The following is a 22,311-nucleotide window of genomic DNA, read 5'->3' on the forward strand; positions in this document are numbered from 1 at the left end:
ATGTTCAGACCTCTCTTCGTATTTATCGGCACGCGTTATACCCGTGCAAAGCGTCGCAATCATTTTGTGTCATTCATTTCCCTGACCTCGATGATCGGGCTCGCCCTTGGCGTGGTCGTGATGATCGTGGTGCTGTCGGTCATGAACGGCTTCGATCATGAGATGCGCACCCGCGTGCTGGGCATGGTGCCCCACGCGACCATCGAATCCGGCGAGCCGATCAGCGATTGGCAAGGCCTGGCCGCCAAGGTCAAGCAGAACCCGCAGGTGACGGCCGTTGCGCCGTTCACGCAAATGCAGGGTTTGCTGACCAACAACGGCAAGGTCAACAAGATCCTGCTCAATGCCATCGACCCGGCACAAGAACGCCAGGTGTCGATCATCGACCACTTCATGCAGCAGGGCAAACTAGACGACCTGGCGCCGGGCGAGTTCGGCATCGTCATCGGCGACAAGGCCGCGGCCAAGCTCGGTGCGGCCATCGGTGACAAGCTGACTTTCGTGGCCCCGGAAGTCACCGTGACCCCCGCCGGGATGTTCCCGCGCATGAAGCGCTTCACCGTGGTCGGCATCTTCCATGTCGGCGCCGGTGAGCTCGATGGTTACCTGGGCATCACCAATCTTCAGGACCTGGCGCGCTTGCATCGCTGGAAGCCGGATCAGGTCCAGGGCCTGCGGCTGAAGTTCGACGACCTGTTCCAGGCGCCGCGCACGGCGTGGAGCATCGCCCGCGAGCTGGGCGAAGACCGTTACTACGCCCGCGACTGGACCCGCACCCACGGCAACCTGTACCAGGCGATCCGCATGGAAAAAGCCATGATCGGCCTGTTGTTGCTGCTGATCGTCGCGGTCGCCGCGTTCAACATCATTTCCACGCTGGTGATGGTGGTGAACGACAAGAAGGGCGATATCGCGATCCTGCGCACCCTCGGCGCCACACCCGGCACGATCATGCGCACCTTCATGGTCCAGGGCACGGTCATCGGCGTGGTCGGCACGGCCATTGGCGCGGTGGTCGGGATTTTCGCCGCGCTGAATGTCAGCGCCGCGATCTCCGCGCTTGAAGGCCTGATCGGGCACAAATTTCTCAACGCCGACGTGTACTTCATCGATTACCTGCCGTCGCAAGTGCAGAGCCAGGACGTCGTGATGGTCTGCTCCGCGGCGTTGATCCTGAGTTTCCTCGCCACCCTGTATCCCGCCTGGCGTGCCGCGCGCACCCAGCCGGCCCAGGCGCTACGTTATGAGTGAGTCGCGCATGAGTGATAAAGCAATCTTGAGCTGCCGCAGCCTGGGCAAATCCTACGAGGAAGGCCCGGAGTCGGTGGAAGTGTTGGCTGGCCTGCAACTGGAGTTGCATCCGGGCGAGCGTGTGGCGATCGTCGGCAAGTCGGGTTCGGGCAAAAGTACCTTGCTCAACCTGCTGGGTGGCCTCGATACACCGACCAAGGGCAGCGTCTGGCTCGATGGCGAAGAACTCTCGGCGCTGAGCGAGAAAAAACGCGGTCTGCTGCGCAATCGCGCCCTCGGCTTCGTGTACCAGTTTCACCACCTGTTGCCGGAATTCACCGCCCTGGAAAACGTCTGCATGCCGCTGCTGATCGGCAAGACTGCGATCCCCGAGGCGCGCCAGCGTGCCACGGCGTTGCTGACGCGGGTCGGGCTGGGCCATCGCCTGGAGCACAAGCCGGCCGAGCTGTCCGGTGGCGAACGTCAGCGTGTGGCCATCGCCCGTGCCCTGGTGAACAATCCCGGCCTGGTGATGCTCGACGAGCCGACCGGCAACCTCGACTCCCACACCGCCCAGGGTATTCAGGACTTGATGCTGGAACTCAGCACTTCGATGCGCACGGCGTTCCTGGTGGTGACCCACGACATGAACCTGGCCCGCCAGATGGACCGCGTCCTGCACTTGCAGGAAGGTTGCCTGACGCCCATCTGACGGGTTGAAACCCGACGGCGCTGAAAAGTCCGTCGGGTCTTTTATTTTTATACGGTGCCCCAGCGAATGTTCAGACCGTTATCGATCTTTATCGGCACGCGCTATACCCGCGCCAAGCGCCGCAATCGCTTCGTTTCCTTCATCTCGATGACCTCGATGATCGGCCTCGCCCTGGGCGTGCTGGCAATGATCGTGGTGCTGTCGGTGATGAACGGCTTCCAGCGCGAAATGAGCTCACGCATCCTCGGCATGGTGCCGCATGCGACCATCGTCGGGGTCAATCCGATCGATGATTGGCAGCCCGTTGCGGCGGCCGCGATGAAAAACCCGCAAGTCACTGCCGCCGTGCCGTTCACCGAGATGGAAGGCATGCTGTCCTACAAGGGCACCATGCAGCCGATCCAGGTCAGCGGCGTCGATCCGGCGCTGGAAGGCCAGGTGTCGATTGTCGCCCAGCATATCGTCCAGGGGCGGCTGGATGCCTTGAAACCGGGCGAATTTGGCGTGGTGATCGGCGAGATCACGGCGCGGCGCTTTCGCTTGAATGTCGGTGACAAGATCACCCTGATCGTGCCGGAAGTCAGCAATGCGCCGGGCGGCATCACCCCGCGCATGCAGCGGCTGAACGTGGTCGGAGTGTTCAAGGTCGGTGCCGAACTGGACGGCTCGATGGCGCTGATCCACGTCGCCGATGCCGCGCAAATGCAGCATTGGGCGCCGAACCAGGTGCAGAGCGTGCGCCTGGCGGTGAAGGACCTGTACGGCGCGCCGCAGGTGTCGAGCGACATCGCCAGCGGCTTGGGCAGCGCCTACAAGGCTGACGACTGGACCCACACCCAAGGCAGCCTGTTCAGCGCCATGAAGATGGAAAAAACCATGATTGGCCTGTTGTTGCTGATGATTGTCGCGGTGGCGGCGTTCAACATCATCGCCACGCTAATCATGGTGGTGAACGACAAGGGCGCAGACATCGCGATCCTGCGCACCATCGGCGCCACACCACGGCAGATCATGGCGATCTTCATGGTGCAGGGCACCGTGATCGGGATCGTCGGCACCTTGATCGGTGGCGTGCTGGGCGTGATTGCGGCGTTGAATGTCAGTGAGCTGGTGGGTTGGGTAGAGCGGGTCAGCGGGCAGCACATCTTCAGTTCCGATGTGTATTTCGTTAGCAACTTGCCTTCTGAATTGCAGGGCGCGGATGTGGCGCTGATCTGCACGGCGGGGTTTGTCATGAGCTTCCTGGCCACGATTTACCCGGCGTGGCGTGCGGCGAAGATCGAGCCGGCTCACGCGTTGCGATACTCGTAAGCAGCTTCACAGCTTGATCCTTGTAGGAGCCGGCTTGCCGGCGAATGAAGTGCGCCCCAAAGATTGGCTTGGTATCCAACTTTTGGGGCGCACCGCTGTAGCGCTGGCAGGTGACCATTTTGATGCAAGACATCACGATTTCCAGTCACCGAAAAGCCCTGGCATTCGATATAAATCCCCCCCATAAATATATACCGCACCTGAACAACACCCCATAGACATGCTGTGCCCTACAGACAAGGAGAGACTGTATGGCACAGAACACATTGAACGATGGATCGTCAGGAGACGTCGTCATCAGGTCCGGCCCACCGGCTGCAGGGGGCGGTGGCGGATCAGGGGGCGGAGGCGGTTTTGGCGGTAACCGCGTCGGCGCATCCGGGGCATTCAGTGGCCCGAGCCAAAAAACCAAAGACGCCCGCAGGCGGGTCAAGCAAGAGTACTTGCAAGCCCAGGAACAACTACGAATCCAGGCAGCGGCCGCCGCGCTGCAGGCCCAGGAACAGGCCCGCTTACAGACACGACAGCAAGCACTGGCGGCGTGGGGTGAGCGTCATGACAGTTTCAGGGCCACCGTAGACCAAGGCTTCCAGGTCAAGACCGCGCAACTGGCATCATCCCTCGAACAGGACATCTCGGCCGCCCGCCGCCCACCCGACAGCAGTTCCAGCGAACGGTGGGGGCTATACACCATCACCAAAGAGAAAAACGAGATCGACGGGCTGATCGCCCAATTGGCCACACAACTCAGTGCAAGAAAAACCGTGGCCAATTCATTCGACGGCCAAGATCCACTCACTCGTTCGACAAATGATTACCTGGCACGTCTGGACCAGTTCGGTGATGCGCTCGCTGGCGGTCATCAGCTTTGGGAAAGTGCGTACAACGCTGCCCATGAAGCGAGGCTGTTGTCGGCAAAAATAGACGCGCTGACGGAAAAATCCATTGGACTCTCCAGGCATCACGCCGAGCAGACGGTCGTCTGGCGCGAACTGGAAGCCAACTGGGAGCGTCTTCGACAAGTTGCCGAACAGCGTGATGCACGCATTCGCTTCAAGCAGCAGGCCGATGAAAGTTCCCGACTAGAGCGGGTCAAGCAGGCCAATACCTTGAGCTTGCCTGTTCCGTCTTCGTTATCCGCTGCTTCAATGCTCTTCAATTCCCGCGGGTTATGGGTTGCTGGAGTCGCTGATGAACTCGCGCTGGCAATGGCACGGGCAGCCGCCGGCTTGGGAGCTGTCGCAAGCGCTTCAGGAACGCTCACTGCTCCGCAGCTTGCGATATTCATCGGGGGCATGACCTACCCATCCGAATTGGGTAACGGCGAATTGACTCCGGAACAGCGGGCTCGCTTGTACCATGCTGTCGCCATTCCCGCACAGGCACTGGATCTTTACGACAGCCAAGAGCTGCGAACAATCGCTGACGCAGGCGGGTCGGTAGAGTCTGGGCGCCGACTCAAAGTATTGGCCGGTCCGGAGGGCAGTACGGCAGTCATCGTCGCTGATACAGGGGGCGAGGTTGATCCCGGCGTCCCGGTGGTGAACGCAGTACTGGATCCCTTGACCGGTCAATTCACGGCCGAGATACCCGGATCACCGAAAAGGTATGTGCGCTTCACGCCAGACGCCGCATCTACCGCGACGGCCTCAGACCAGAAACGCCTGAGCGTATCTGAACCTCAGTTTCAAGACATGCCGGTCGGTGGCGATTGGCGTATTCAGGATTGCATCGTTTGCGTGCCTGGCCTGGAGCCGATCTACCTTTCTTTCCAGGTAACCCCGATGGGCACGGGTATTGTCACCGGGACGGGTCTACCTGCAACGGCGGATTGGTGGAAGCCGGCTACTCAACCTGCGGGGGCCGCGATCCCTGCTCAGATCGGCGATCAGTTTCGAGGCCGGGAGTTCACCTCGTTCGAGTCCTTCAATGAAGCCCTGTGGCAAACGCTCGGAGAGGATCGGGCGCTGACGTCTTCGTTCAATGAGTTGAATAAAAATCGCATCGAACAAGGTTTTGCGCCTATCGCGCCCAAAAGCACTTGGGTCGGTGAAAATCGTGAGTTCGAACTGCGCTATCTGGAGCGGTCGGAGTTCTGGGGCGATGCGTTCAATCTCGACAAGATCAGCATCAAGGCGCCAAACAGTGCCGGAGGTTGGCTGGGGGTCGTGCCTGCGGTTACACCCTGGCCAATCCCGCCGGCCAGTAGCTGGAAACCGCTGGTACCACCAGGCACTGAACACCTCGGTTCGACGACATCACCTATCACGCCTACTGAACCATCGGTCTATCCCGGCAACCCTGTCATCCCGGTCCTACCGACAAACGAGACGTTTCCGGCTGTTGACGAAGGGGAGATTGGTGCGAGTATTCCTGGGTATCCGGAGGATAAGGATTTACCTTCTCCCGGACTGGTTTTTGCTGGCCCACCGGTTGAGCCGTTGGAGGTCGGGCCGTATAACGAACTCAGTGGTCGGAGCAGGGGAGATGGGTTGGATATTGACCATATTCCTTCTAGGAAGGCGTTAGATTTACATATTAAACAAAAATTTCCAGACATTGACTGGCACGAGCGGGCAGTTTTTTTGAAAAAAGCGCCAAGTATTGCAATACCTTCCGAGGTTCATCGTAGGTATAGCGAAACCTACGGTGGACGGAACCATCTTTCCAAACAAATAGAAGATGCGTCTAATTTGCGGTTGGCAGTGGATAGAAATTTTGATGCGATCAAGCCGGGTTTGCTTGAACAAGGGTTAGGTGAGATCGGAATCGAGGAAGCTCGCTTGAAGTTGCATGTTCTACACAATGAACAAGGGTGGTACCAATGATGAATGAAAAAAAAATTGAAAGCTGGATTAAAAATCTGGGCTCAAACTATGATGACTTAATTGCTCAAGGGATTTGTTTTGATACGACTCCGGAGGCACTTTATCCTGACGCTGATCTGTTGGATATGGATTTGGATGCTGGCGTCAGCCTCACATTTTGGGCGGAAACCAAGCGTCTTGAAACATTGTTTGTAACCCTTAAAAAGATGATGCCAGAATTAATTGAATACAAGGGAGATCTTCCGCCACCTTATACCTTGGAGATGACGCAGTCTGACGTTCATGCGATTTTTGGTCAGCCAATGGAATCAAGAGGCCCCATAAAAATGCCTCAGCCCATGGGCCAAACAGGTGGATGGGAATCCTATGCGCTGGATCCTGCTATTTACCCGGGCAAAAAGGTCGTCTTTCAATATACCGCAGCCATGGAAGTGAAAACGTTGGTCTTTACGTTGATTGACAAAGGTCACGATTGAAAATTTAGTAGACCTGTGTGCACCGGCATATCAGTAGTAAGCAGGTGCAAGGCTGCATATTGATTTTCATAGAAAAGGAAATTAATTGTAATGATTAAAAAGAAGCTTGAAGATTATACAGAGGCTGAATTTTTACAGTTTTTGCGTGAGCTTTACGAAAAGAGGAGTGACTTATCTCCTGATGAGTTTGAAGATTTCATAGATAAAGGGGTTATTCATTTCGAATTGGTAACCGAGCACCCTGATCGTTCTGACGTGATTTTTTTTCCCAAGGAAGGGTGCGAGAGTACGCCGGATGATGTACTAAGGGTTATCAAAGAATGGCGCGCAGCCAATAACAAGCCCGGTTTCAAACCAGAATAACTAGACCCCTATTACGACTCAACGACACCTGCTCTAATAGCCGGGTGTCGTGGTCTTCAATTATGTGCCACAAAAAGCTCAAGGAAGAGTCAAAGATGGAACTAAAACCAACACTCAAGGATTACACCGCTTCGGAATTCCAGGCGCTGGTTGAGCGGATCTGGGCCGTCGATCTACCCAGGCAGGACCATAATCGATTGATCAGTCATTTCGATCGGATTGTCGGTCACCCTAAAGGGGCGGATCTGTTGTTTACCTCTGACGAGACAGACCTTGACGACGGCCCGGATACCGTCGTGCATCTCGTCAGGCAATGGCATCGCAAGCAAGGCCTCGCCGCATTCAAGGACGAGGGTATTTTCGTTCCTCCCCCCTCTGTGCGAACAACGCCTGTGCAGCGCAGCTTGGCTGAGGTACAGAAAATTGCAGCAGACGTGGCCGTTTCAGAACAATCCGTCGATCAGGCGTTCGGTGCTTTCGGACAGCGTATCCAGCAGTTCCGTTCATTGCAGAGCGCTTCGTCTGATGTTTACGAACAGGAAAAAAACATTCGTGCACTGGAACTCGCCCAGCATGAGTCGTACCTGAGCATCAGGCGGTTTGAATTCTTTAAAATGAGCATCGAATTCACCAAAAAAAGTGCGCAGGGCAATCTGAAATACGCACGGTCGGAGCAGGTGCAGTGGCAGGGCATCGCACAACAAATCGATGCAACCTATGATCGTTACATCGCCCGGTTGGCGGCGATTAACCAGCACCATCGAGCCCTGCACGATGAGGCCGAGGTGTTGTTGACAACCGCGCAGCAAAAGTTGATCGGTTCGCGTACTTTGGCGGGCATCAGTCCGGCCCGGACTGCTCGCCGGATCCATGCGTCGCTGATCATCGCTGGAAAACGTCCCGATCTGCTGTTGGAAGACGAGTCACCTGCCTTGGAGTTTTCCCAACAGGTTGATCTGCAAAAATCCATTCGTTCGGCGGTTGCGGAATTTACCTGGCGCAACACGTTAGTCGAGCCTGCCAATGAAGGACATCGGTCAGCCATATTGCAGTTCGAATTCAACAGTCGTGCCGATGTTAAGGTCTTCGGTCTCAGTGTCCCTTTGTCCGAGCTAGTGCCCATCGAGGGGCATAATTGGTGGGCATTGGCGGCGAACCGATCCGAGGTCGACATGCCTTTCAGGATGGGCTCGGCTGTAGTGCCCGCTAAACCCGGATCGATGTTCAGGGGGCTACGCGAAGTCAGGTTTCTGGAGCAGGTCCACATTGCAGCGTCGGGGCGCAATATTTCTGCATCGCGGGTTCGGGTCCGCGGGGCACAACGGGGCGAGCAAACCAACTCATTCAGTTTTACTGCGGATGGCGCTGCACCGATCACTGTTCTCTGGTCTGCAATGGCCGCTATCGAAACGCGTGTTCCGGCAGCACGGCCACCCACACAACGCGTTGGATTTGTATCGTCTTCGCCGGTGCCGACGCTTGACCCCGTAAACGGCAACGACGAGCAAGCACCGATTGACGACTACATCGTGGTTTTCCCCCGCGAGGCCGGGATTGATCCTTTGTATGTTGTGTTCGGAAGTCGAGTTACGTAACCGAATTACCGCTGAATGCCACGCGCCCGATCACGTCCAATCTTTGCTGGCAAGCCGGCTCCTACAAGGCCCCGGCCCTGCTGGCCTCAATCCCCTTTGGGAAACTCAATCACAAACCGCGTCCACCCATCAGCCGATTCGCAACGAATCTGCCCATCATGGGCACGGATGATCGACTGGGTAATCGCCAATCCCAATCCCGCATGCTCGCTGCTGCCTTCATGGCGCGCCGGATCTGCGCGGTAGAAACGATCGAACAGGCGCGGCAGCAAATCTTCTGGAATCCCGTCCCCGCTATTTTCCACCGTCAGACCCAAGCCCCTGGGCTGATCAACGATCCGCACCCGAACCTCACCCCCAGCCGGGGTAAACCGCAACGCATTGTCCAGCAAGTTGGATAGCGCCCGGCGCAACATGCTGCGGTCGCCTTGCAGGCGGGCATCTCCGTCACGCTTCAGCGTCACCTGCGCGTCCTCGGCCAGGGGCGCAAAAAACTCCAGCAACACGTCCACTTCCTCTGCCAGCTCAAGCGGTTCGCGTTTGGGCATCAACAGGCCGTGGTCGGCTTTGGCCAGGTAAAGCATGTCGTTGACCAGTTGCGCCATCCATTGCAGCTCCTCGAGGTTGCTGTGCAGCGCTTCGCGGTAATCCTCGAGGGGGCGCGCACGGGTGAGGGTGACCTGGGTGTGGGTCAGCAGATTCGACAGCGGCGTGCGCAGCTCATGGGCAATGTCGGCGGAGAAGGCCGAGAGCCGTTGAAAGGAATCGTCGAGACGCCCGAGCATGGCGTTGAAGTGCCGGGCCATTTCCGCCAGCTCCGGCGGCATGTCGTCTTCCGGCAGGCGTGCGTTGAGCGATTGCGCCGAGACACCACTGGCGACTGCGCTCATGCGGCGTAACGGTCGCAGTCCGCTACGCGCGGCCCAGGCACCGAGCAGGGCAGTGGCCAGGGCGGACAGGCCGACGGTCAGCCAGATCAGGTGTTGCATGCGCTGCAGAAAATGCTGGTGATGGGTGATGTCCAGCAGCAGGGTCAGTTGCGGCGAATCGGGGTTGTCGAGGTACAGCGGCGCGTTCAGCACGCGATAGTCGGTGCCGTCGTGGCTCACAGTGGACAAGCCGGGCTGGCGCGGCAATGTCTGCGGCAGACGCGTGGAGCTGTCATACCAGCGGCGGCCATCGCTGCCACTGATGCGCAGTGACAGATCGGCCTGGCGACTCAATTCGTCGGCCAGCCGGGCTTCACCTTCGCTTGACTGAACATCCAGCAATGCCCGTCGCAATCCAATCAGCTTGCCGTCGAGCAACTGCTGATCGAGCTCGATGAAGTGCGCCTCGCTGGCGCGGCTGAACAGCACGCCGGCGAACAGCGAGACCACGGCGGTGCACGCGGCGAACAGCAGTGCCAGGCGAGCGCTCAAGGACAGCCGGCGCATCAGCACTGGCGTTCTTCAAGCACGTAGCCCATGCCGCGCACGGTATGGATCAATTTGTTCGGGAATTCGTCGTCGATCTTCAGGCGCAAGCGGCGGATCGCGACTTCGATGACGTTGGTGTCGCTGTCGAAATTCATGTCCCAGACCTGGGACGCAATCAGCGATTTGGGCAGGACTTCGCCCTGGCGGCGCAGGAGCATTTCCAGCAGGGCGAACTCCTTGGCGGTCAGGTCGATGCGCTGGCCACTGCGTTCCACCCGGCGGCGGATCAGGTCCAGGCGCAGGTCGGCCAGTTGCAGGCTGGTTTCCTGGGGCGCGGTGCTGCCACGGCGCAACAGGCTGCGAACCCTGGCGAGCAATTCGGAGAAGGCGAACGGCTTGACCAGGTAATCGTCGGCGCCGAGTTCGAGGCCGTGAACCCGGTCCTCCACGTCGTCCCGGGCGGTCAGGAACAGCACCGGTGTATCCAGCCCGGCACTGCGCACCGCTTGCAGGATCTGCCAGCCATCGCGGCCGGGCAGCATCACATCGAGAATCAGCAGGGCATAATCGCCACTCAACGCCAGTTGCTGGCCAGTGCTGCCGTCGGCCACCAGTTCCGTGGTGAACCCGGCCTCGGTCAGGCCCTGGCGCAGGTAATGGCCGGTTTTCGGTTGGTCTTCGACGATCAGCAGTTTCATGGGCGACTCGGGCTAGATGGAACGACAGCGTTATACCGTGGGCGACGACGCTGCAGGTCAAGCTGACAAAGTTGTAATCTGGCTGTCAGGTAACGGGCAGCGGTGGCAGTTTAAAGTTTTCCACAGGCTGAACCTTAATCTTGTTGGAGTACTTCGATGTTTTTGCGCAAATCCGTGCTGCTGGCCACCTGTCTGTTGGCGCTGAGTTCGCCGGTGTGGGCGGCTCCAAAGGCTACCTATGATTTTGGTCAACCCGCACCGGCTGCCAAGGCGACCCGCAGCGTCGAGGTGGTCATGGGTGATATGACGTTCACTCCCAAGTCTATCGAGATCAAGGCGGGGGAGACGGTGCGTTTCGTGCTGGTGAATAAAGGCCAGTTGCTGCACGAATTCAACCTCGGCGATGCAGCGATGCATGCCAGGCATCAGCAGGAAATGTTGCAAATGCAGCAAAACGGCATGCTCACGCCTACCGGCATGAAGCAAATGGACCACGCTGCCATGGTCGGAATGGGGCACGCCATGCAGCACGACGACCCCAACAGCGTGCTGGTGGAACCTGGTAAAACCGCCGAGCTGACCTGGACCTTCAGCAAGGCCACCAGCCTCGAATTTGCCTGCAACATCCCCGGTCATTACCAGGCCGGCATGGTCGGCAAGTTGACTGTCAGTCAGTAAGCACTCAAAGGCTGCGGCAAAGGCTGGTAGAATCCGCTGATTCTTCAGTCAGGTTTCCGCCATGCATCCCGCAGCCGAACACTCGCCGCTGGGCAAATCCAGCGAATACATCGCCACTTACACGCCGTCCCTGCTGTTCCCGATCCCGCGTACCACCAAGTGGGCCGAGCTCGGCCTGACGGCTCAGACGCTGCCGTACAAGGGCGTGGACTTCTGGAATTGCTTCGAACTGTCGTGGTTGTTGCCGTCGGGCAAGCCGGTGGTGGCGATCGGCGAATTCAGCATCCCGGCGGATTCGCCGAACATCATCGAATCCAAATCGTTCAAGCTCTACCTCAACTCCTTGAACCAGACGCCGTTTGCCGACACCGCGAGCCTTGAAGCGACACTGGCCAAAGATCTGTCGGCCGCGGCCGGCAAACCGGTGGGCGTGCGCATCCGCAGCCTGAAAGAGGTCGAAGCCGAAGGCGTAGTGGCATTGCCCGGCGTGTGCATTGACGATCTGGACATCAGCGTCAGCAACTACGAGCACCCGCGCCCGGAACTGCTGCGTTGCGATGAGTCACGCATTGTCGAAGAGAGCGTGCACAGCCATTTGCTCAAATCCAATTGCCCGGTGACCAGTCAGCCGGACTGGGGCAGCGTGGCGGTGGAGTACCGTGGCGCGGCGCTGGATCATGCGAGTTTGCTGGAATACATCGTCAGCTTCCGCCAGCACTCGGACTTCCATGAGCAGTGCGTGGAGCGGATTTTCCTTGACCTGCAGCGGTTGCTGAAGCCGGAGAAATTGACGGTGTATGCGCGGTATGTGCGGCGGGGCGGGTTGGATATCAATCCGTATCGCAGTACTGAAGAGGTGCAGTTGCCGAACCATCGCCTGGTCCGTCAGTAGGAGCGAGCCTGCTCGCGATGGTCGTAAACGATAACGCGGGGCGCCTGACGCCCCGCGGTGCTCTCTGGTTTTTCGCGAGCATGCTCGCTCCTACAGGGGGATTTCTGCGTTTGGGTCAGATCCCCATGCTGTGCAGGGCCGTGCCAATCCGGCGCAGGGCGTCGGCGAGGGTCGGGTGGTCGAGTTCGAAGCGTTCGACGGCCAGATTGACGTTATCGGCGAGGTTGACGTCCTGGGTCTTGGTTTCGAGCTCAATCTCAAGTTCGATCTGTTGCATCAGTGCGTGCAGGTCTTCGCGCTCGGCTTCGGTCAGCGGAGGATTCTGTTCCAATTGCTCGCGCAGGGCATTGAGCTGGGCTTGCAGTTCGCGGGCAGGCATGGCGTTCTTCCTTTTATCGATAGGCACTGGCATAGACCGCGACGGCGCGCCAAAGGTCTATGGCTTACCTTTAGATTAATCCACTCGCGCGTAACCTGCATGCCTTCATAGGTGTGAGGCGGCAGTCAGGGCTTTTCACCCTTGAGCCGACGCAAGCTGATGTCGGCCAGGCAGGTCTCGAGTTCACCGAGGTGATCGATCACCGAATGCACGCCAAGGCCGAACAGCTGCACCGTTGCCTTGCTGCGCTTGATGTCGCGTTCCTGTGGTGACAATGCCTGCCATTGCGCCGGCGCGAGCCCGCAGAGTGAGCCGCAGGAGGCCAGGCCGATGGTCCACAACCCCGCGTTCAGTCCCGATTGCAGCAGTCGCGGTTCGCCGCTGACCAGCACGCAACCATCCAGCCGTTCGATGTCCAGCGCCATCAAGGCTTGCCAACACGCATCGGGCGCCGGCCATGATTTGATTGTTGCGGAATGTTGCGAGGATTTGATCCACGCCGGGAGGCCGCTGGCCAATGCCTGGCTGATGGCGGGGGAGAGCTCATCGAGCCAGGCGCAGGGGATCTGCTGGCGCTGCAAGCTGTGCAAACTGTCCAGGGCGCCGGGGGTGGCCTCGGCGGGATCGGCGCCTTGGTTGCCTTGCAGACGCGTACAGGCGCCGAAATCCACCAGGCAACCACTTAGGCCGAACAGCACGGCAGTCAGGTTCGGCACTGTTTGCGGGGTGATTTCGGCGTGCGGCATGTCAACGTCCCTGAAATAGCCTCGAGGCTAAAGGTCGACGGTGACAGTTGAGTGACACCGCCGTGAATCGCTCGCATCACCGGCGATCATGCACAGGCATGCGGGGCTAATGCTGCCTAAAGTGGCCGATCCGTCTTATACTAGCGGTCTTTGCGTGGGGCCAGGCGCCCTGCGACGGTACAGTCCAAGGAGTTTTCTATGCGCTGGAGCAATCATCTCGCTCAGCTTTGTGTGTGCGCCAGTGCGCTGCTGGTTCCGTTTGCTGCCCAGGCAGCCTCGGAAGATGATCCTTGGGAAGGTATCAACCGTCCGATCTTCAAGTTCAACGATGTCGTCGACACCTATGCCCTCAAGCCTCTGGCCCAGGGCTACCAGTTCGTGACGCCACAGTTTCTTGAAGACGGCATCCACAACATGTTCCGCAACGTCGGTGATGTGACCAACCTCGCCAACAATATCCTGCAGGCCAAACCCGCCGCGGCGGGTGTCGACACCGCGCGCCTGATCTTCAACACCACCTTCGGCGTGCTGGGTTTCTTCGACGTGGGTACCCACATGGGCCTGCAGCGCAACGACGAAGACTTCGGCCAGACCCTCGGTTACTGGGGCGTTGGCAGCGGGCCTTACGTGATGCTGCCGCTCCTGGGGCCAAGCACCCTGCGTGACGCGCCGGCCAAGTACGTCGATGGCTACACCGGTCCTTATCCGTACATCCACGACGTACCGGTGCGGAATTCGATCTTCGGCCTGAACATCGTCGATACCCGGGCGAACCTGTTGTCCACCGAGAAGTTGATCACGGGCGACAAGTACACCTTCATCCGCAACGCCTATCTGCAGAACCGTGAATTCAAGGTCAAAGACGGCCAGGTCGAAGACGATTTCTGATCTCGACCGGTGAAAAGAAGGCGGCCATCGAGCCGCCTTCTGCATTTTTGAGGGCGGCCAAGACCTTTCATTGGGTTTCGGTTTTAGCAGTTCTTATAACTCCCGGTGATTTCAAAAGTGTCAGCGCCAAGCGACCATCGGTGTGAGCTTGAAACGCCTCGCGGATGGGAGTACCGTCTGCGCCTTAGAAGGGCACCTCTGGTGTACGTGTGGATCGGGTAAACGCTCGAAAACAGTGCAGCAGAGTGGCTAGAAAGCGAATCCAGTAGTCAGAGCCGGGCCAAAATCCGAGCCGCTACGCCAACCTAATTCTGGCGCCGTTTGCCCACATGCCAAAAACCAGTGCCACGCTGCTGATAATCGATGATGACGAGGTAGTGCGCGCGAGCCTCGCGGCCTATTTGGAAGACAGTGGTTTCAGCGTCTTGCAGGCCAGCAATGGCCAGCAGGGTCTTCAGGTATTCGAGCAAGACAAACCCGACTTGGTCATCTGCGATCTGCGCATGCCACAGATGGGCGGACTCGAACTCATCCGTCAGGTCACCGAGCTGTCGCCGCAAACGCCGGTGATCGTGGTGTCGGGTGCCGGCGTAATGAACGACGCGGTCGAGGCCTTGCGCCTGGGCGCGGCGGATTACCTGATCAAGCCTCTCGAAGATCTGGCTGTGCTCGAGCACTCGGTGCGTCGGGCCCTGGATCGCGCGCGCCTGCTGGTGGAAAACCAGCGCTACCGCGAGAAGCTGGAAAAGGCCAACCGCGAGCTCGCCGCCAGCCTGAACCTGCTCCAGGAAGACCAGAACGCCGGTCGCCAGGTGCAGATGAACATGCTGCCGGTCAGCCCCTGGGCCATCGACGACTTCAAGTTTGCCCACCAGATCATCCCGTCGCTGTACCTGTCGGGTGATTTTGTCGACTATTTCCGGGTCGACGAGCGCCGGGTGGCGTTCTACCTGGCGGATGTTTCCGGGCATGGCGCCTCTTCAGCCTTTGTCACCGTGCTGTTGAAATTCATGACCACGCGCCTGTTGTTCGAGTCCAAGCGCAGTGGCACCCTGCCGGAATTCAAGCCATCTGAAGTCCTTGGGCATATCAACCGGGGCCTGATCAGTTGTAAGCTGGGCAAACACGTCACAATGGTCGGTGGAGTCATCGACGAGGAGACAGGTTTGTTGACCTATAGCATCGGTGGCCATTTGCCGTTGCCTGTGTTGTACACACCCGACAGTGTCAGTTATCTGCAAGGGCGTGGTCTGCCGGTAGGCCTCTTCAATGAAGCCACCTACGAAGATCACGTGCTGGAGTTGCCGCCGACATTCAGCCTGACGCTGATGTCTGATGGCATTCTGGACCTTTTGCCAGAACCCACACTCAAAGAGAAAGAAGCTGCGTTGCCCGAACGGGTCAAAGCGGCGGGCGGCAGCCTGGATGGCTTGCGGCAGGTATTTGGATTGGCCACGCTAGGGGAGATGCCGGATGATATCGCCCTGTTGGTGTTGAGCAGGAATCTTTGATGAGTACCGGTAGAATCCAGTTCGCCGAGCAGGACGGCACCTTTGTCCTGAAATTTGTCGGTGAAGTTCGCCTGACCCTGTGTTCGGCGTTGGATGCGACTATTGAGCGGATCTTCACCGCGTTGAACTTCAACGCGATCGTGATCGACCTGACCGAAACCCGCAGCATCGACAGCACGACCCTGGGCTTGCTGGCCAAACTGTCGATCCTGTCGCGGCAAAAGGTCGGGCTGCTGCCAACCGTTGTCACCACCCACGAAGACATCACCCGTCTGTTGCAGTCGATGGGGTTCGAGCAGGTGTTCAACATCGTCGACCAGCCGGTGCCATGCCCGGAATGCCTGGACGACCTGCCCGATCAGGATCAGTCGGAAGAGGTGGTGCGGATCAAGGTGCTCGAAGCGCACAAGATCCTCATGGGCCTGAACGACTCCAATCGTGAAGCGTTTCATGATTTGGTGAATGCGCTGGAGCGGCATTGATCTCTTAAAGGGATGTTGGCCTGACTGGCCTCTTCGTCGGAACGCCGCCCGGAGCCGGCTCGCTCCCACAGGTTTTAGTGAATGCTACTGATCCAATGTGGGAGCGAGCCTGCTCGCGAAGGCGTCCGTAAGATCGCCACATTCAATCATGACTCATAAAAAAGGGCGAACCCACCAAGGTTCGCCCTTTTTGCATTAGCAGGTTCAGATCACAGCTTGGCCTGCAACAGCGCCTCCAGCTTCTCCTGGTCCCGGGCGAACTGGCGAATGCCTTCGGCCAGTTTCTCGGTCGCCATGGCGTCCTCGTTGGACAACCAGCGGAATTGCGCTTCATTGAGGTTCAGGCGCGCTTCACCGGCACTGCCCGGTGCCAGTTTGCGCTCCAGCTTGCCGGTGTCTGCCGCCAGCTTGTCGATCAGGTCCGGGCTGATGGTCAGGCGGTCGCAACCGGCCAGTTGCTCGATCTGGCCGAGGTTGCGGAAGCTTGCGCCCATGACCACGGTCTTGTAGTCATTGGCCTTGTAATAGTTGTAGATGCGCGTCACCGACTGCACGCCCGGATCGTCCGCGCCGACGTAGTCGTTACCGGTGGCTTTCTTGTGCCAGTCGTAGATGCGGCCCACGAACGGCGAAATCAGGAACACCCCGGCGTCGGCGCAGGCAGCCGCCTGGGCAAACGAGAACAGCAGGGTCAGGTTGGTCTGGATGCCTTCCTTTTCCAGGATCTCGGCAGCGCGGATGCCTTCCCAGGTGGAGGCGATCTTGATCAGCACCCGGTCGCGGCCGATGCCGGCCTTTTCGTACAGCTCGATCAGACGGTGCGCGCGCTTCAATACGGCGTCAGTGTCGAACGACAGGCGTGCATCCACTTCGGTGGAAATACGGCCAGGAATCACCTTGAGGATTTCCTGCCCGACAGCGACGCCAAATCGGTCGCTGGCCAGGCCCACATCGCCCTTGCAGTCGCTGACGCATGCGTTCAACAACTCGGCATAAGCGGGAATGGCTGCTGCCTTGAGCAGCAGCGAAGGGTTGGTCGTGGCGTCCACGGGTTTGACGCGAGCGATAGCTTCGAAGTCGCCGGTGTCGGCAACCACGGTGGTCATCTGTTTGAGTTGTTCCAGCTTGGAAGTCATGGGCGTGCTCTGTCCTATGGGTCTGATGACATTACCCGAGCGCTGACAGCCACTCAAGGGCATGTACGTGTATCGATGGCCCCAGTGGCAACAACCGCAAAACGGCTGTTTGAATGGCGGGGCGCGGTATCGGTAGATACGATGCCGAAACGCCGCGCAGGTTCCAGGCAACTGACCGGGAGTGCTGCAATCTTATATACGACAGATAAATCTGTGGGAGCGAGCCTGCTCGCGAAGGCGTCGTGTCAGTCAATATTGATGTCGACTGACACGACGCCTTCGCGAGCAGGCTCGCTCCCACATGGGATGGGTGAATTGTTTAAACGCGGAACTGATCCATCAGGCTCTGCTGTTGATTCGCCAGGCGATTGAGCGACTGGCTCACCCGAGCCGATTCGTTGGCTTGCCCCGACAGCGATTCGGTGACATCGCGGATGGTCGCCACGTTGTGGTTGATTTCCTCGGCCACGGCGCTTTGCTCTTCGGCGGCGCTGGCGATTTGCAAATTCATGTCGCTGATCACGGTGACCGCGTCGCCGATCTGCTGCAGCGCCGTCACGGCCTGGCCAACCTGCTCGACGCTGTCCTGGGCCTGGCGGTGGCTGTTGCCCATCGAACCGACCACGTCCTGGGTGCCGCTTTGCAGTTGTTCGATCACCAGGCGCGTTTCTTCGACCGACTCCTGGGTGCGGCGCGCCAGGTTGCGCACCTCATCGGCCACCACGGCAAAGCCGCGCCCGGCTTCACCGGCACGGGCGGCTTCGATGGCGGCATTGAGGGCCAGCAGGTTGGTCTGTTCGGCAATGGCGCGGATCACCTCCAGGACCGAACCGATTTTCTCGCTGTTGGCCGCCAGGCCTTCGACCTGGACCATCGCCGCGCTCATGTCGGCGGCGAGGTTGTCGATGCTCGTGGTGGTGCGGTCGATCACGGTCAGGCCTTCGCGGGTGGCCTGATCGGCATCCCGCGCGGCTTGGGCCGCTTGCGCGGCGCTGCGGGCGACGTCTTGGGCTGTGGCGCTCATTTCGTGGGAAGCGGTCGCCACCTGGTCCACCTGACGGTATTGCTGTTCCATGCCGGCGCTGGTCTGGGTGGCGATGGCGGACGACTGGTCCGCCGTGCTGCGGGCGTCCTGTACCGAGCGTTTGACCTCGGCGATGACCGGTTGCAGCTTGTCGAGGAAACGGTTGAACCAGCCCGCCAATTGGCCCAGCTCATCCTGTTTGTCGTAGGCCAGGCGGCGGGTCAGGTCACCTTCGCCGCTGGCAATGTCCTCAAGCATGTGCGCCACGCCGAGGATCGGTCGGGTCACGCTGCGCGCCATCAGCCACACCAGCAGCAAGCCAATCAGCGCCGCGAGGATGCCCAGGCCGAGTTCGGTCAGCGTGCCGGCGGTGTTGCTGTCATCCAGTTGTTTTTTCAGGGCCTCGGCCGGGCCGACGAGGACTTTTTCCGGCACGTCGAGCAACACGCCCCAGGCTTTGCCGCCGGGAATTGGCTGGAACGGCGACAGCACTTTCAATTGCTGATGGCTGTGCAGGCTGGACGTCTTGCTGCTGGCGGCGAGCATGCGCATCAGCTCGGCGCCGGTGGCGGTGTCCACAGCTTCCAGGCGCTGGCTGAGTTTGCTGGCGTCCAGGCTGTAACCGGCTAGCAGACCGGCCGGGCTGACGATGCTGACGCTGGTCTGGCCGTCATAGAGTTTCTTGCTTGCGCTCTGGCTGATCGCTTGCAGGCTGTTGAGGTTGATGTCCACCGATAGCGACGCGATGACCTTGCCGTTGACCATCAACGGAAAAACGATGCTGGTCATCAGCACGTTCTGGCCGTCGATCATATAGAAGTACGGTTCGATCACGCAGGGCGTGAGGCGAGTGCGCGGGCAGGTGAACCAGGCGTTGGCCGGTTCGCCGCTGGGGCCGGTGCGGGTGTCGGCCATGTCGCTTTCGGGCAGCGCCATGGAGGTCAATTTGCCCGGTGTCGGCTGCGACCAATAGAGGGCGAAACGGCCCTGGTCGTTGCTCCCCAGTTCGGCCTGGCCGCTGAACAGTTCGTCCTTGCCGTCCAGTGCGTTGGGTTCGAACACCAGGGACAGGCCGAGTAGCTCGGGGTTGGCTTGCAGGGCCGACTTGACCTGGCGGGTCAGGTCTTCGCGCAGGTCGAAGGCATCGAGGAAGCGTTTTTCCGCCTGGTCGCGCAGAAACAGCACCTGGCGCGAAAAACCATGGCCATATTGATAAGCGTCCATGAACTGCTGGCGGATCATCAGCGCCTGGTTTTCACCCTGCGACTCGATCCGGGCCTGGGCGGCTTCGGTCAGCATCTCCATGCTCGAGGCTTTCACCAGCGCGGAGCTGTGCTCCATGCGGTACAGCGAAAGACCCACCAGCAGGGTCACGATGCCCGCCAGGCACAACCCGGCCAACAGGGTGATTTTCCATTGAATGGAAAGTTGTCTGAGCGACATGGACGCGTCCTTATTCGATAAATATCTGCGACTTTGCTCTGTAACGGCCATCAAGCAGCTTTCTTGAGGCAAATCATGTCGCTTGAGGCTTGCAGCTTGAAGCGGCTTGCTTCACAGTGCGCGCCCTCTAATAAAACCCATTCCTTTATCCGTTGGCGGCTCTCACAGACTGCCGGCCGGACTCTTTTCGCTTGCCCAGAGGTAACGACAATGAATGCAGTAATTGCCGCGGTCGGCATCATGCTGATACTCAGCCTGTCCCGCGTGCATGTGGTGATCGCGCTGATCGTGGGGGCGCTGGTGGGTGGCCTGACCGGTGGCCTTGGCATCGACGCGACCCTCAAGGCGTTCAACAGCGGCTTGGGCGGTGGGGCGACGGTGGCGTTGTCCTATGCGTTGCTCGGCGCGTTTGCGGTGGCGATTGCCAAGTCTGGCCTGGCCCATGCCTTGGCGGACAAGGCCCTGGCGATGGTGGACAGGCAGCATGCCAGTGGCGGTGGCCAGGTCAAATGGCTGCTGATCGGCCTGTTGTGGATCGTGGCCATCGCGTCCCAGAACATCCTGCCGATTCATATCGCGTTCATTCCGTTACTGGTGCCGCCGCTGCTGTATGTGTTGACCCGGCTGCAACTGGATCGCCGGTTGATCGCCTGTGTCATGACCTTCGGCCTGATCACCCCGTACATGTTCTTGCCGGTGGGCTTTGGCAACATCTTCCTGAATGAAATCCTGCTGGCCAACGTCGCCCGCAGCGGCGTCGATATCAGCGGCATCAACGTGACTCATGCCATGGGCATCCCGGCACTGGGCATGGTGGTGGGCCTGCTGATCGCGTTTGTCAGTTACCGCAAGAAGCGCGTCTACGACCTGGAAAAGATCGAGCAGGTCGAGCAGGTCGCGGTGCAGTACAACCCACTGAGCCTGATGGTCGCCGGCGTGGCAATTGCCGCGGCGTTCATCATTCAGCTGCTGCTCGATTCGATGATCATCGGCGCGTTGGTGGGCTTCCTGATTTTTTCGGTGTCGGGCATCGTCAAGTGGCGTGACACCGATGACCTGTTCACCGAAGGCATGAAGATGATGGCGATGATCGGCTTCATCATGATCGCCGCGTCCGGCTTTGGCGAAGTGATCAAGGCTACAGGGCAGGTACAGACGCTGGTCGAAACCTCGGCCTCGTGGATTGGCCACAGCAAAGCCGTCGGCGCCTTGCTGATGTTGCTGGTCGGCCTGTTGGTGACCATGGGCATCGGTTCGTCGTTTTCCACCGTGCCGATCCTGGCAGTGATTTTCGTACCCTTGTGCGTGCAGCTGGGCTTCAGCCCGATTGCCATCGTGTGTATCGTCGGTACAGCAGGGGCATTGGGCGACGCCGGTTCGCCGGCTTCGGATTCGACCCTGGGGCCGACCTCCGGCCTGAACATCGACGGCCAGCATCACCACATCTGGGACACCGTGGTGCCGACCTTCCTGCACTACAACCTGCCGTTGCTGGTGTTTGGCTGGATGGCGGCGATGGTGCTCTGATTGAACGGTCAAATGGCGGCCTGTACCCCTCATCAACTCCTACACTGGTACAACGGGTTGCTCATCCAGCCCGCCGACGACCACTGCCAAAGGAGTCAGCTCCATGACCGATGAAAAAAGTATCTGTGACTGTCCGAAATGCAACTGCAAGCTCGGTGAACATCCGATCGTGCGTCACGGCAAGCATTACTGCTGTGAAGCCTGTGCCAAGCACCACGAGCAAGGCGAAGAATGCGCCCATCAAGGTTGCAAGTGTGCCCACTGACACTTGCCACGCACCGGAACGTGGGGCCTAGTCGGGCTCCACTTCCAGTTTCAGGCTGTCGTCGTCGAGCCGTTCGCTGTGGCGGACGGTGCCCGCCAGGCGTCGTCCATCGACCCTCAACACCACCGTTTTGGCCTGCTCCAGGTCTTCAGGCAGTGGCGCTGGAACGCGCACTGCGAAGCGCGTCGGATCATCTTCGACCTGTTCCAGGCCGACCCGGCATTCGGTGCTTTTGGTGATGCGGCCGAACAACGTATCCAGACCGTAGTCCAGATGTGCAGGGCTGCTGACGAGTGTTGAAGTCATTTCCTTCCCCCCCAATCCTGATCGCCGCCAGGCTAACCGGCCGGGCGCCACTTGACGTTTTCCACGCCGAATTTTTCCGCCATCGGTTTGCTGGTCTTCTGCACTTTTTCGCGGCCAAAGCGAGGAATGCGTCCGACCCCCGCGTCGCAGCTTGCCCAATGCCAGGCCTCCGCGTTGTCCATTTTGTCCAGACGGATGATGAACGACTTGGGGACGCCATGAAGAGTGTATTCAATGACGAACAGTTTTGCGTTGTTCATAGAGCCTTTGTTCCTCCCTGTGTACATAGAGGGATCGCTGGGCGTGCGGAAAATTCATTCGGATTGGCGGACGGTTAATGTCATGGCCCTTTCGCGAGCAGGCGCGCCCCCACAGAGTCAGTGGACGCTCTGCTAGAATCGGC

The 22,311-nt window shown here is 59.2% G+C and carries 22 protein-coding genes and 1 pseudogene; 14 read left to right on the plus strand and 9 right to left on the minus strand.

Annotated elements, in window-relative coordinates:
• The 7 genes from ACA054_RS09585 to ACA054_RS09615 all read left to right on the plus strand — a co-directional run bounded on the left by ACA054_RS09585 (position 1) and on the right by ACA054_RS09615 (position 8,515).
• Entirely contained in the window at positions 1-1,251 is a 1,251-nt protein-coding gene (locus tag ACA054_RS09585; protein WP_497689165.1) for a lipoprotein-releasing ABC transporter permease subunit, read from the plus strand.
• 7 nt (positions 1,252-1,258) lie between these two features.
• On the plus strand, positions 1,259-1,942 hold the full coding sequence (lolD, locus tag ACA054_RS09590) for a lipoprotein-releasing ABC transporter ATP-binding protein LolD (RefSeq protein ID WP_274077064.1): 684 nt from the start codon (positions 1,259-1,261) through the stop codon (positions 1,940-1,942).
• A 66-nt stretch (positions 1,943-2,008) separates the two neighbouring features.
• Positions 2,009-3,253: a lipoprotein-releasing ABC transporter permease subunit gene (locus tag ACA054_RS09595; RefSeq protein ID WP_497689166.1), complete on the plus strand. Its 1,245-nt coding sequence runs from the start codon at positions 2,009-2,011 to the stop codon at positions 3,251-3,253.
• Positions 3,254-3,504: 251 nt separating this feature from the next.
• Positions 3,505-6,081 carry a pyocin-S2/colicin E7-DNase domain-containing protein gene (locus ACA054_RS09600; protein ID WP_497689167.1) on the plus strand — a complete coding sequence of 859 codons (2,577 nt, stop codon included), beginning with the start codon at positions 3,505-3,507 and terminating at the stop codon, positions 6,079-6,081.
• The gene (locus ACA054_RS09605) at positions 6,078-6,557 is read left to right on the plus strand and encodes a DUF6392 family protein (protein ID WP_497689168.1); all 480 of its coding nucleotides are present in this window, start codon (positions 6,078-6,080) and stop codon (positions 6,555-6,557) included. The genes ACA054_RS09600 and ACA054_RS09605 overlap by 4 nt, the downstream gene beginning before the upstream one ends.
• 90 nt (positions 6,558-6,647) lie before the next feature.
• Positions 6,648-6,920, plus strand: a complete 273-nt coding sequence (locus ACA054_RS09610) for a bacteriocin immunity protein (RefSeq protein ID WP_497689169.1) — start codon at positions 6,648-6,650, stop codon at positions 6,918-6,920.
• A 95-nt stretch (positions 6,921-7,015) separates the two neighbouring features.
• Entirely contained in the window at positions 7,016-8,515 is a 1,500-nt protein-coding gene (locus tag ACA054_RS09615) for an S-type pyocin domain-containing protein (RefSeq protein WP_497689170.1), read from the plus strand.
• Positions 8,516-8,601: 86 nt separating this feature from the next.
• Here the strand turns inward: ACA054_RS09615 and ACA054_RS09620 are convergent, their stop codons facing one another.
• Both ACA054_RS09620 and ACA054_RS09625 read right to left on the minus strand, forming a co-directional pair.
• Complete coding sequence (locus tag ACA054_RS09620) at positions 8,602-9,951, minus strand: heavy metal sensor histidine kinase (RefSeq protein WP_497689171.1); 1,350 nt, start codon at positions 9,949-9,951, stop codon at positions 8,602-8,604.
• Positions 9,951-10,631: a heavy metal response regulator transcription factor gene (locus ACA054_RS09625; RefSeq protein ID WP_497689172.1), complete on the minus strand. Its 681-nt coding sequence runs from the start codon at positions 10,629-10,631 to the stop codon at positions 9,951-9,953. The genes ACA054_RS09620 and ACA054_RS09625 overlap by 1 nt, the downstream gene beginning before the upstream one ends.
• Positions 10,632-10,787: 156 nt before the next feature.
• Here ACA054_RS09625 and copI point away from each other — a divergent pair, with 156 nt between their 5' ends.
• Positions 10,788-11,309 (plus strand): copper-resistant cuproprotein CopI, encoded by a 522-nt coding sequence (gene copI, locus ACA054_RS09630; protein ID WP_497689173.1) that lies wholly within the window; start codon positions 10,788-10,790, stop codon positions 11,307-11,309.
• 61 nt (positions 11,310-11,370) lie between these two features.
• Positions 11,371-12,201 (plus strand): NADPH-dependent 7-cyano-7-deazaguanine reductase QueF, encoded by an 831-nt coding sequence (gene queF, locus ACA054_RS09635; protein WP_497689174.1) that lies wholly within the window; start codon positions 11,371-11,373, stop codon positions 12,199-12,201.
• A gap of 115 nt (positions 12,202-12,316) precedes the next feature.
• Here queF and ACA054_RS09640 read toward each other — a convergent pair whose 3' ends face one another.
• Both ACA054_RS09640 and pcrP read right to left on the minus strand, forming a co-directional pair.
• Positions 12,317-12,580: a DUF4404 family protein gene (locus ACA054_RS09640; protein ID WP_497689175.1), complete on the minus strand. Its 264-nt coding sequence runs from the start codon at positions 12,578-12,580 to the stop codon at positions 12,317-12,319.
• A 125-nt stretch (positions 12,581-12,705) separates the two neighbouring features.
• Positions 12,706-13,326 carry an HAD superfamily inactivated hydrolase PcrP gene (gene pcrP, locus ACA054_RS09645; protein ID WP_497689176.1) on the minus strand — a complete coding sequence of 207 codons (621 nt, stop codon included), beginning with the start codon at positions 13,324-13,326 and terminating at the stop codon, positions 12,706-12,708.
• 198 nt (positions 13,327-13,524) lie between these two features.
• Between pcrP and ACA054_RS09650 the strand changes: the two genes are divergently transcribed.
• The 3 genes from ACA054_RS09650 (at position 13,525) to rssC (ending at position 16,207) form a co-directional block, all read left to right on the plus strand.
• On the plus strand, positions 13,525-14,214 hold the full coding sequence (locus ACA054_RS09650; RefSeq protein ID WP_497689177.1) for an MlaA family lipoprotein: 690 nt from the start codon (positions 13,525-13,527) through the stop codon (positions 14,212-14,214).
• Between the two features lie 329 nt (positions 14,215-14,543).
• Positions 14,544-15,725: a two-component system response regulator RssB gene (rssB, locus tag ACA054_RS09655; RefSeq protein ID WP_248678999.1), complete on the plus strand. Its 1,182-nt coding sequence runs from the start codon at positions 14,544-14,546 to the stop codon at positions 15,723-15,725.
• A complete protein-coding gene (rssC, locus tag ACA054_RS09660; RefSeq protein WP_274077054.1) occupies positions 15,725-16,207 on the plus strand; it encodes an anti-sigma factor antagonist RssC in 483 nt (160 codons plus the stop codon). The genes rssB and rssC overlap by 1 nt, the downstream gene beginning before the upstream one ends.
• Positions 16,208-16,416: 209 nt before the next feature.
• Here the strand turns inward: rssC and tal are convergent, their stop codons facing one another.
• From tal to ACA054_RS09675, 3 genes and pseudogenes are all read right to left on the minus strand, one after another.
• The gene (tal, locus tag ACA054_RS09665; RefSeq protein WP_497638793.1) at positions 16,417-17,343 is read right to left on the minus strand and encodes a transaldolase; all 927 of its coding nucleotides are present in this window, start codon (positions 17,341-17,343) and stop codon (positions 16,417-16,419) included.
• A 319-nt stretch (positions 17,344-17,662) separates the two neighbouring features.
• Entirely contained in the window at positions 17,663-18,418 is a 756-nt protein-coding gene (locus ACA054_RS09670; protein ID WP_497690264.1) for a methyl-accepting chemotaxis protein, read from the minus strand.
• Between the two features lie 102 nt (positions 18,419-18,520).
• Positions 18,521-19,861, minus strand: a pseudogene (locus ACA054_RS09675) (methyl-accepting chemotaxis protein); the annotation flags it as partial.
• Positions 19,862-20,020: 159 nt separating this feature from the next.
• On the opposite strand from ACA054_RS09675, the gene ACA054_RS09680 reads away from it, so the two are divergent.
• Together ACA054_RS09680 and ACA054_RS09685 are read left to right on the plus strand one after the other, a co-directional pair.
• Positions 20,021-21,337 carry a Na+/H+ antiporter family protein gene (locus ACA054_RS09680; RefSeq protein ID WP_497689178.1) on the plus strand — a complete coding sequence of 439 codons (1,317 nt, stop codon included), beginning with the start codon at positions 20,021-20,023 and terminating at the stop codon, positions 21,335-21,337.
• A 103-nt stretch (positions 21,338-21,440) separates the two neighbouring features.
• Complete coding sequence (locus ACA054_RS09685; RefSeq protein ID WP_497689179.1) at positions 21,441-21,602, plus strand: metallothionein; 162 nt, start codon at positions 21,441-21,443, stop codon at positions 21,600-21,602.
• Between the two features lie 27 nt (positions 21,603-21,629).
• Here ACA054_RS09685 and ACA054_RS09690 read toward each other — a convergent pair whose 3' ends face one another.
• Complete coding sequence (locus ACA054_RS09690; RefSeq protein WP_497689180.1) at positions 21,630-21,908, minus strand: hypothetical protein; 279 nt, start codon at positions 21,906-21,908, stop codon at positions 21,630-21,632.
• Positions 21,909-21,940: 32 nt separating this feature from the next.
• Positions 21,941-22,168 (minus strand): DUF6555 family protein, encoded by a 228-nt coding sequence (locus tag ACA054_RS09695; RefSeq protein WP_020799440.1) that lies wholly within the window; start codon positions 22,166-22,168, stop codon positions 21,941-21,943.
• Positions 22,169-22,311 lie beyond the last annotated feature (143 nt).

This window comes from Pseudomonas sp. LBUM1653, from assembly GCF_059716115.1.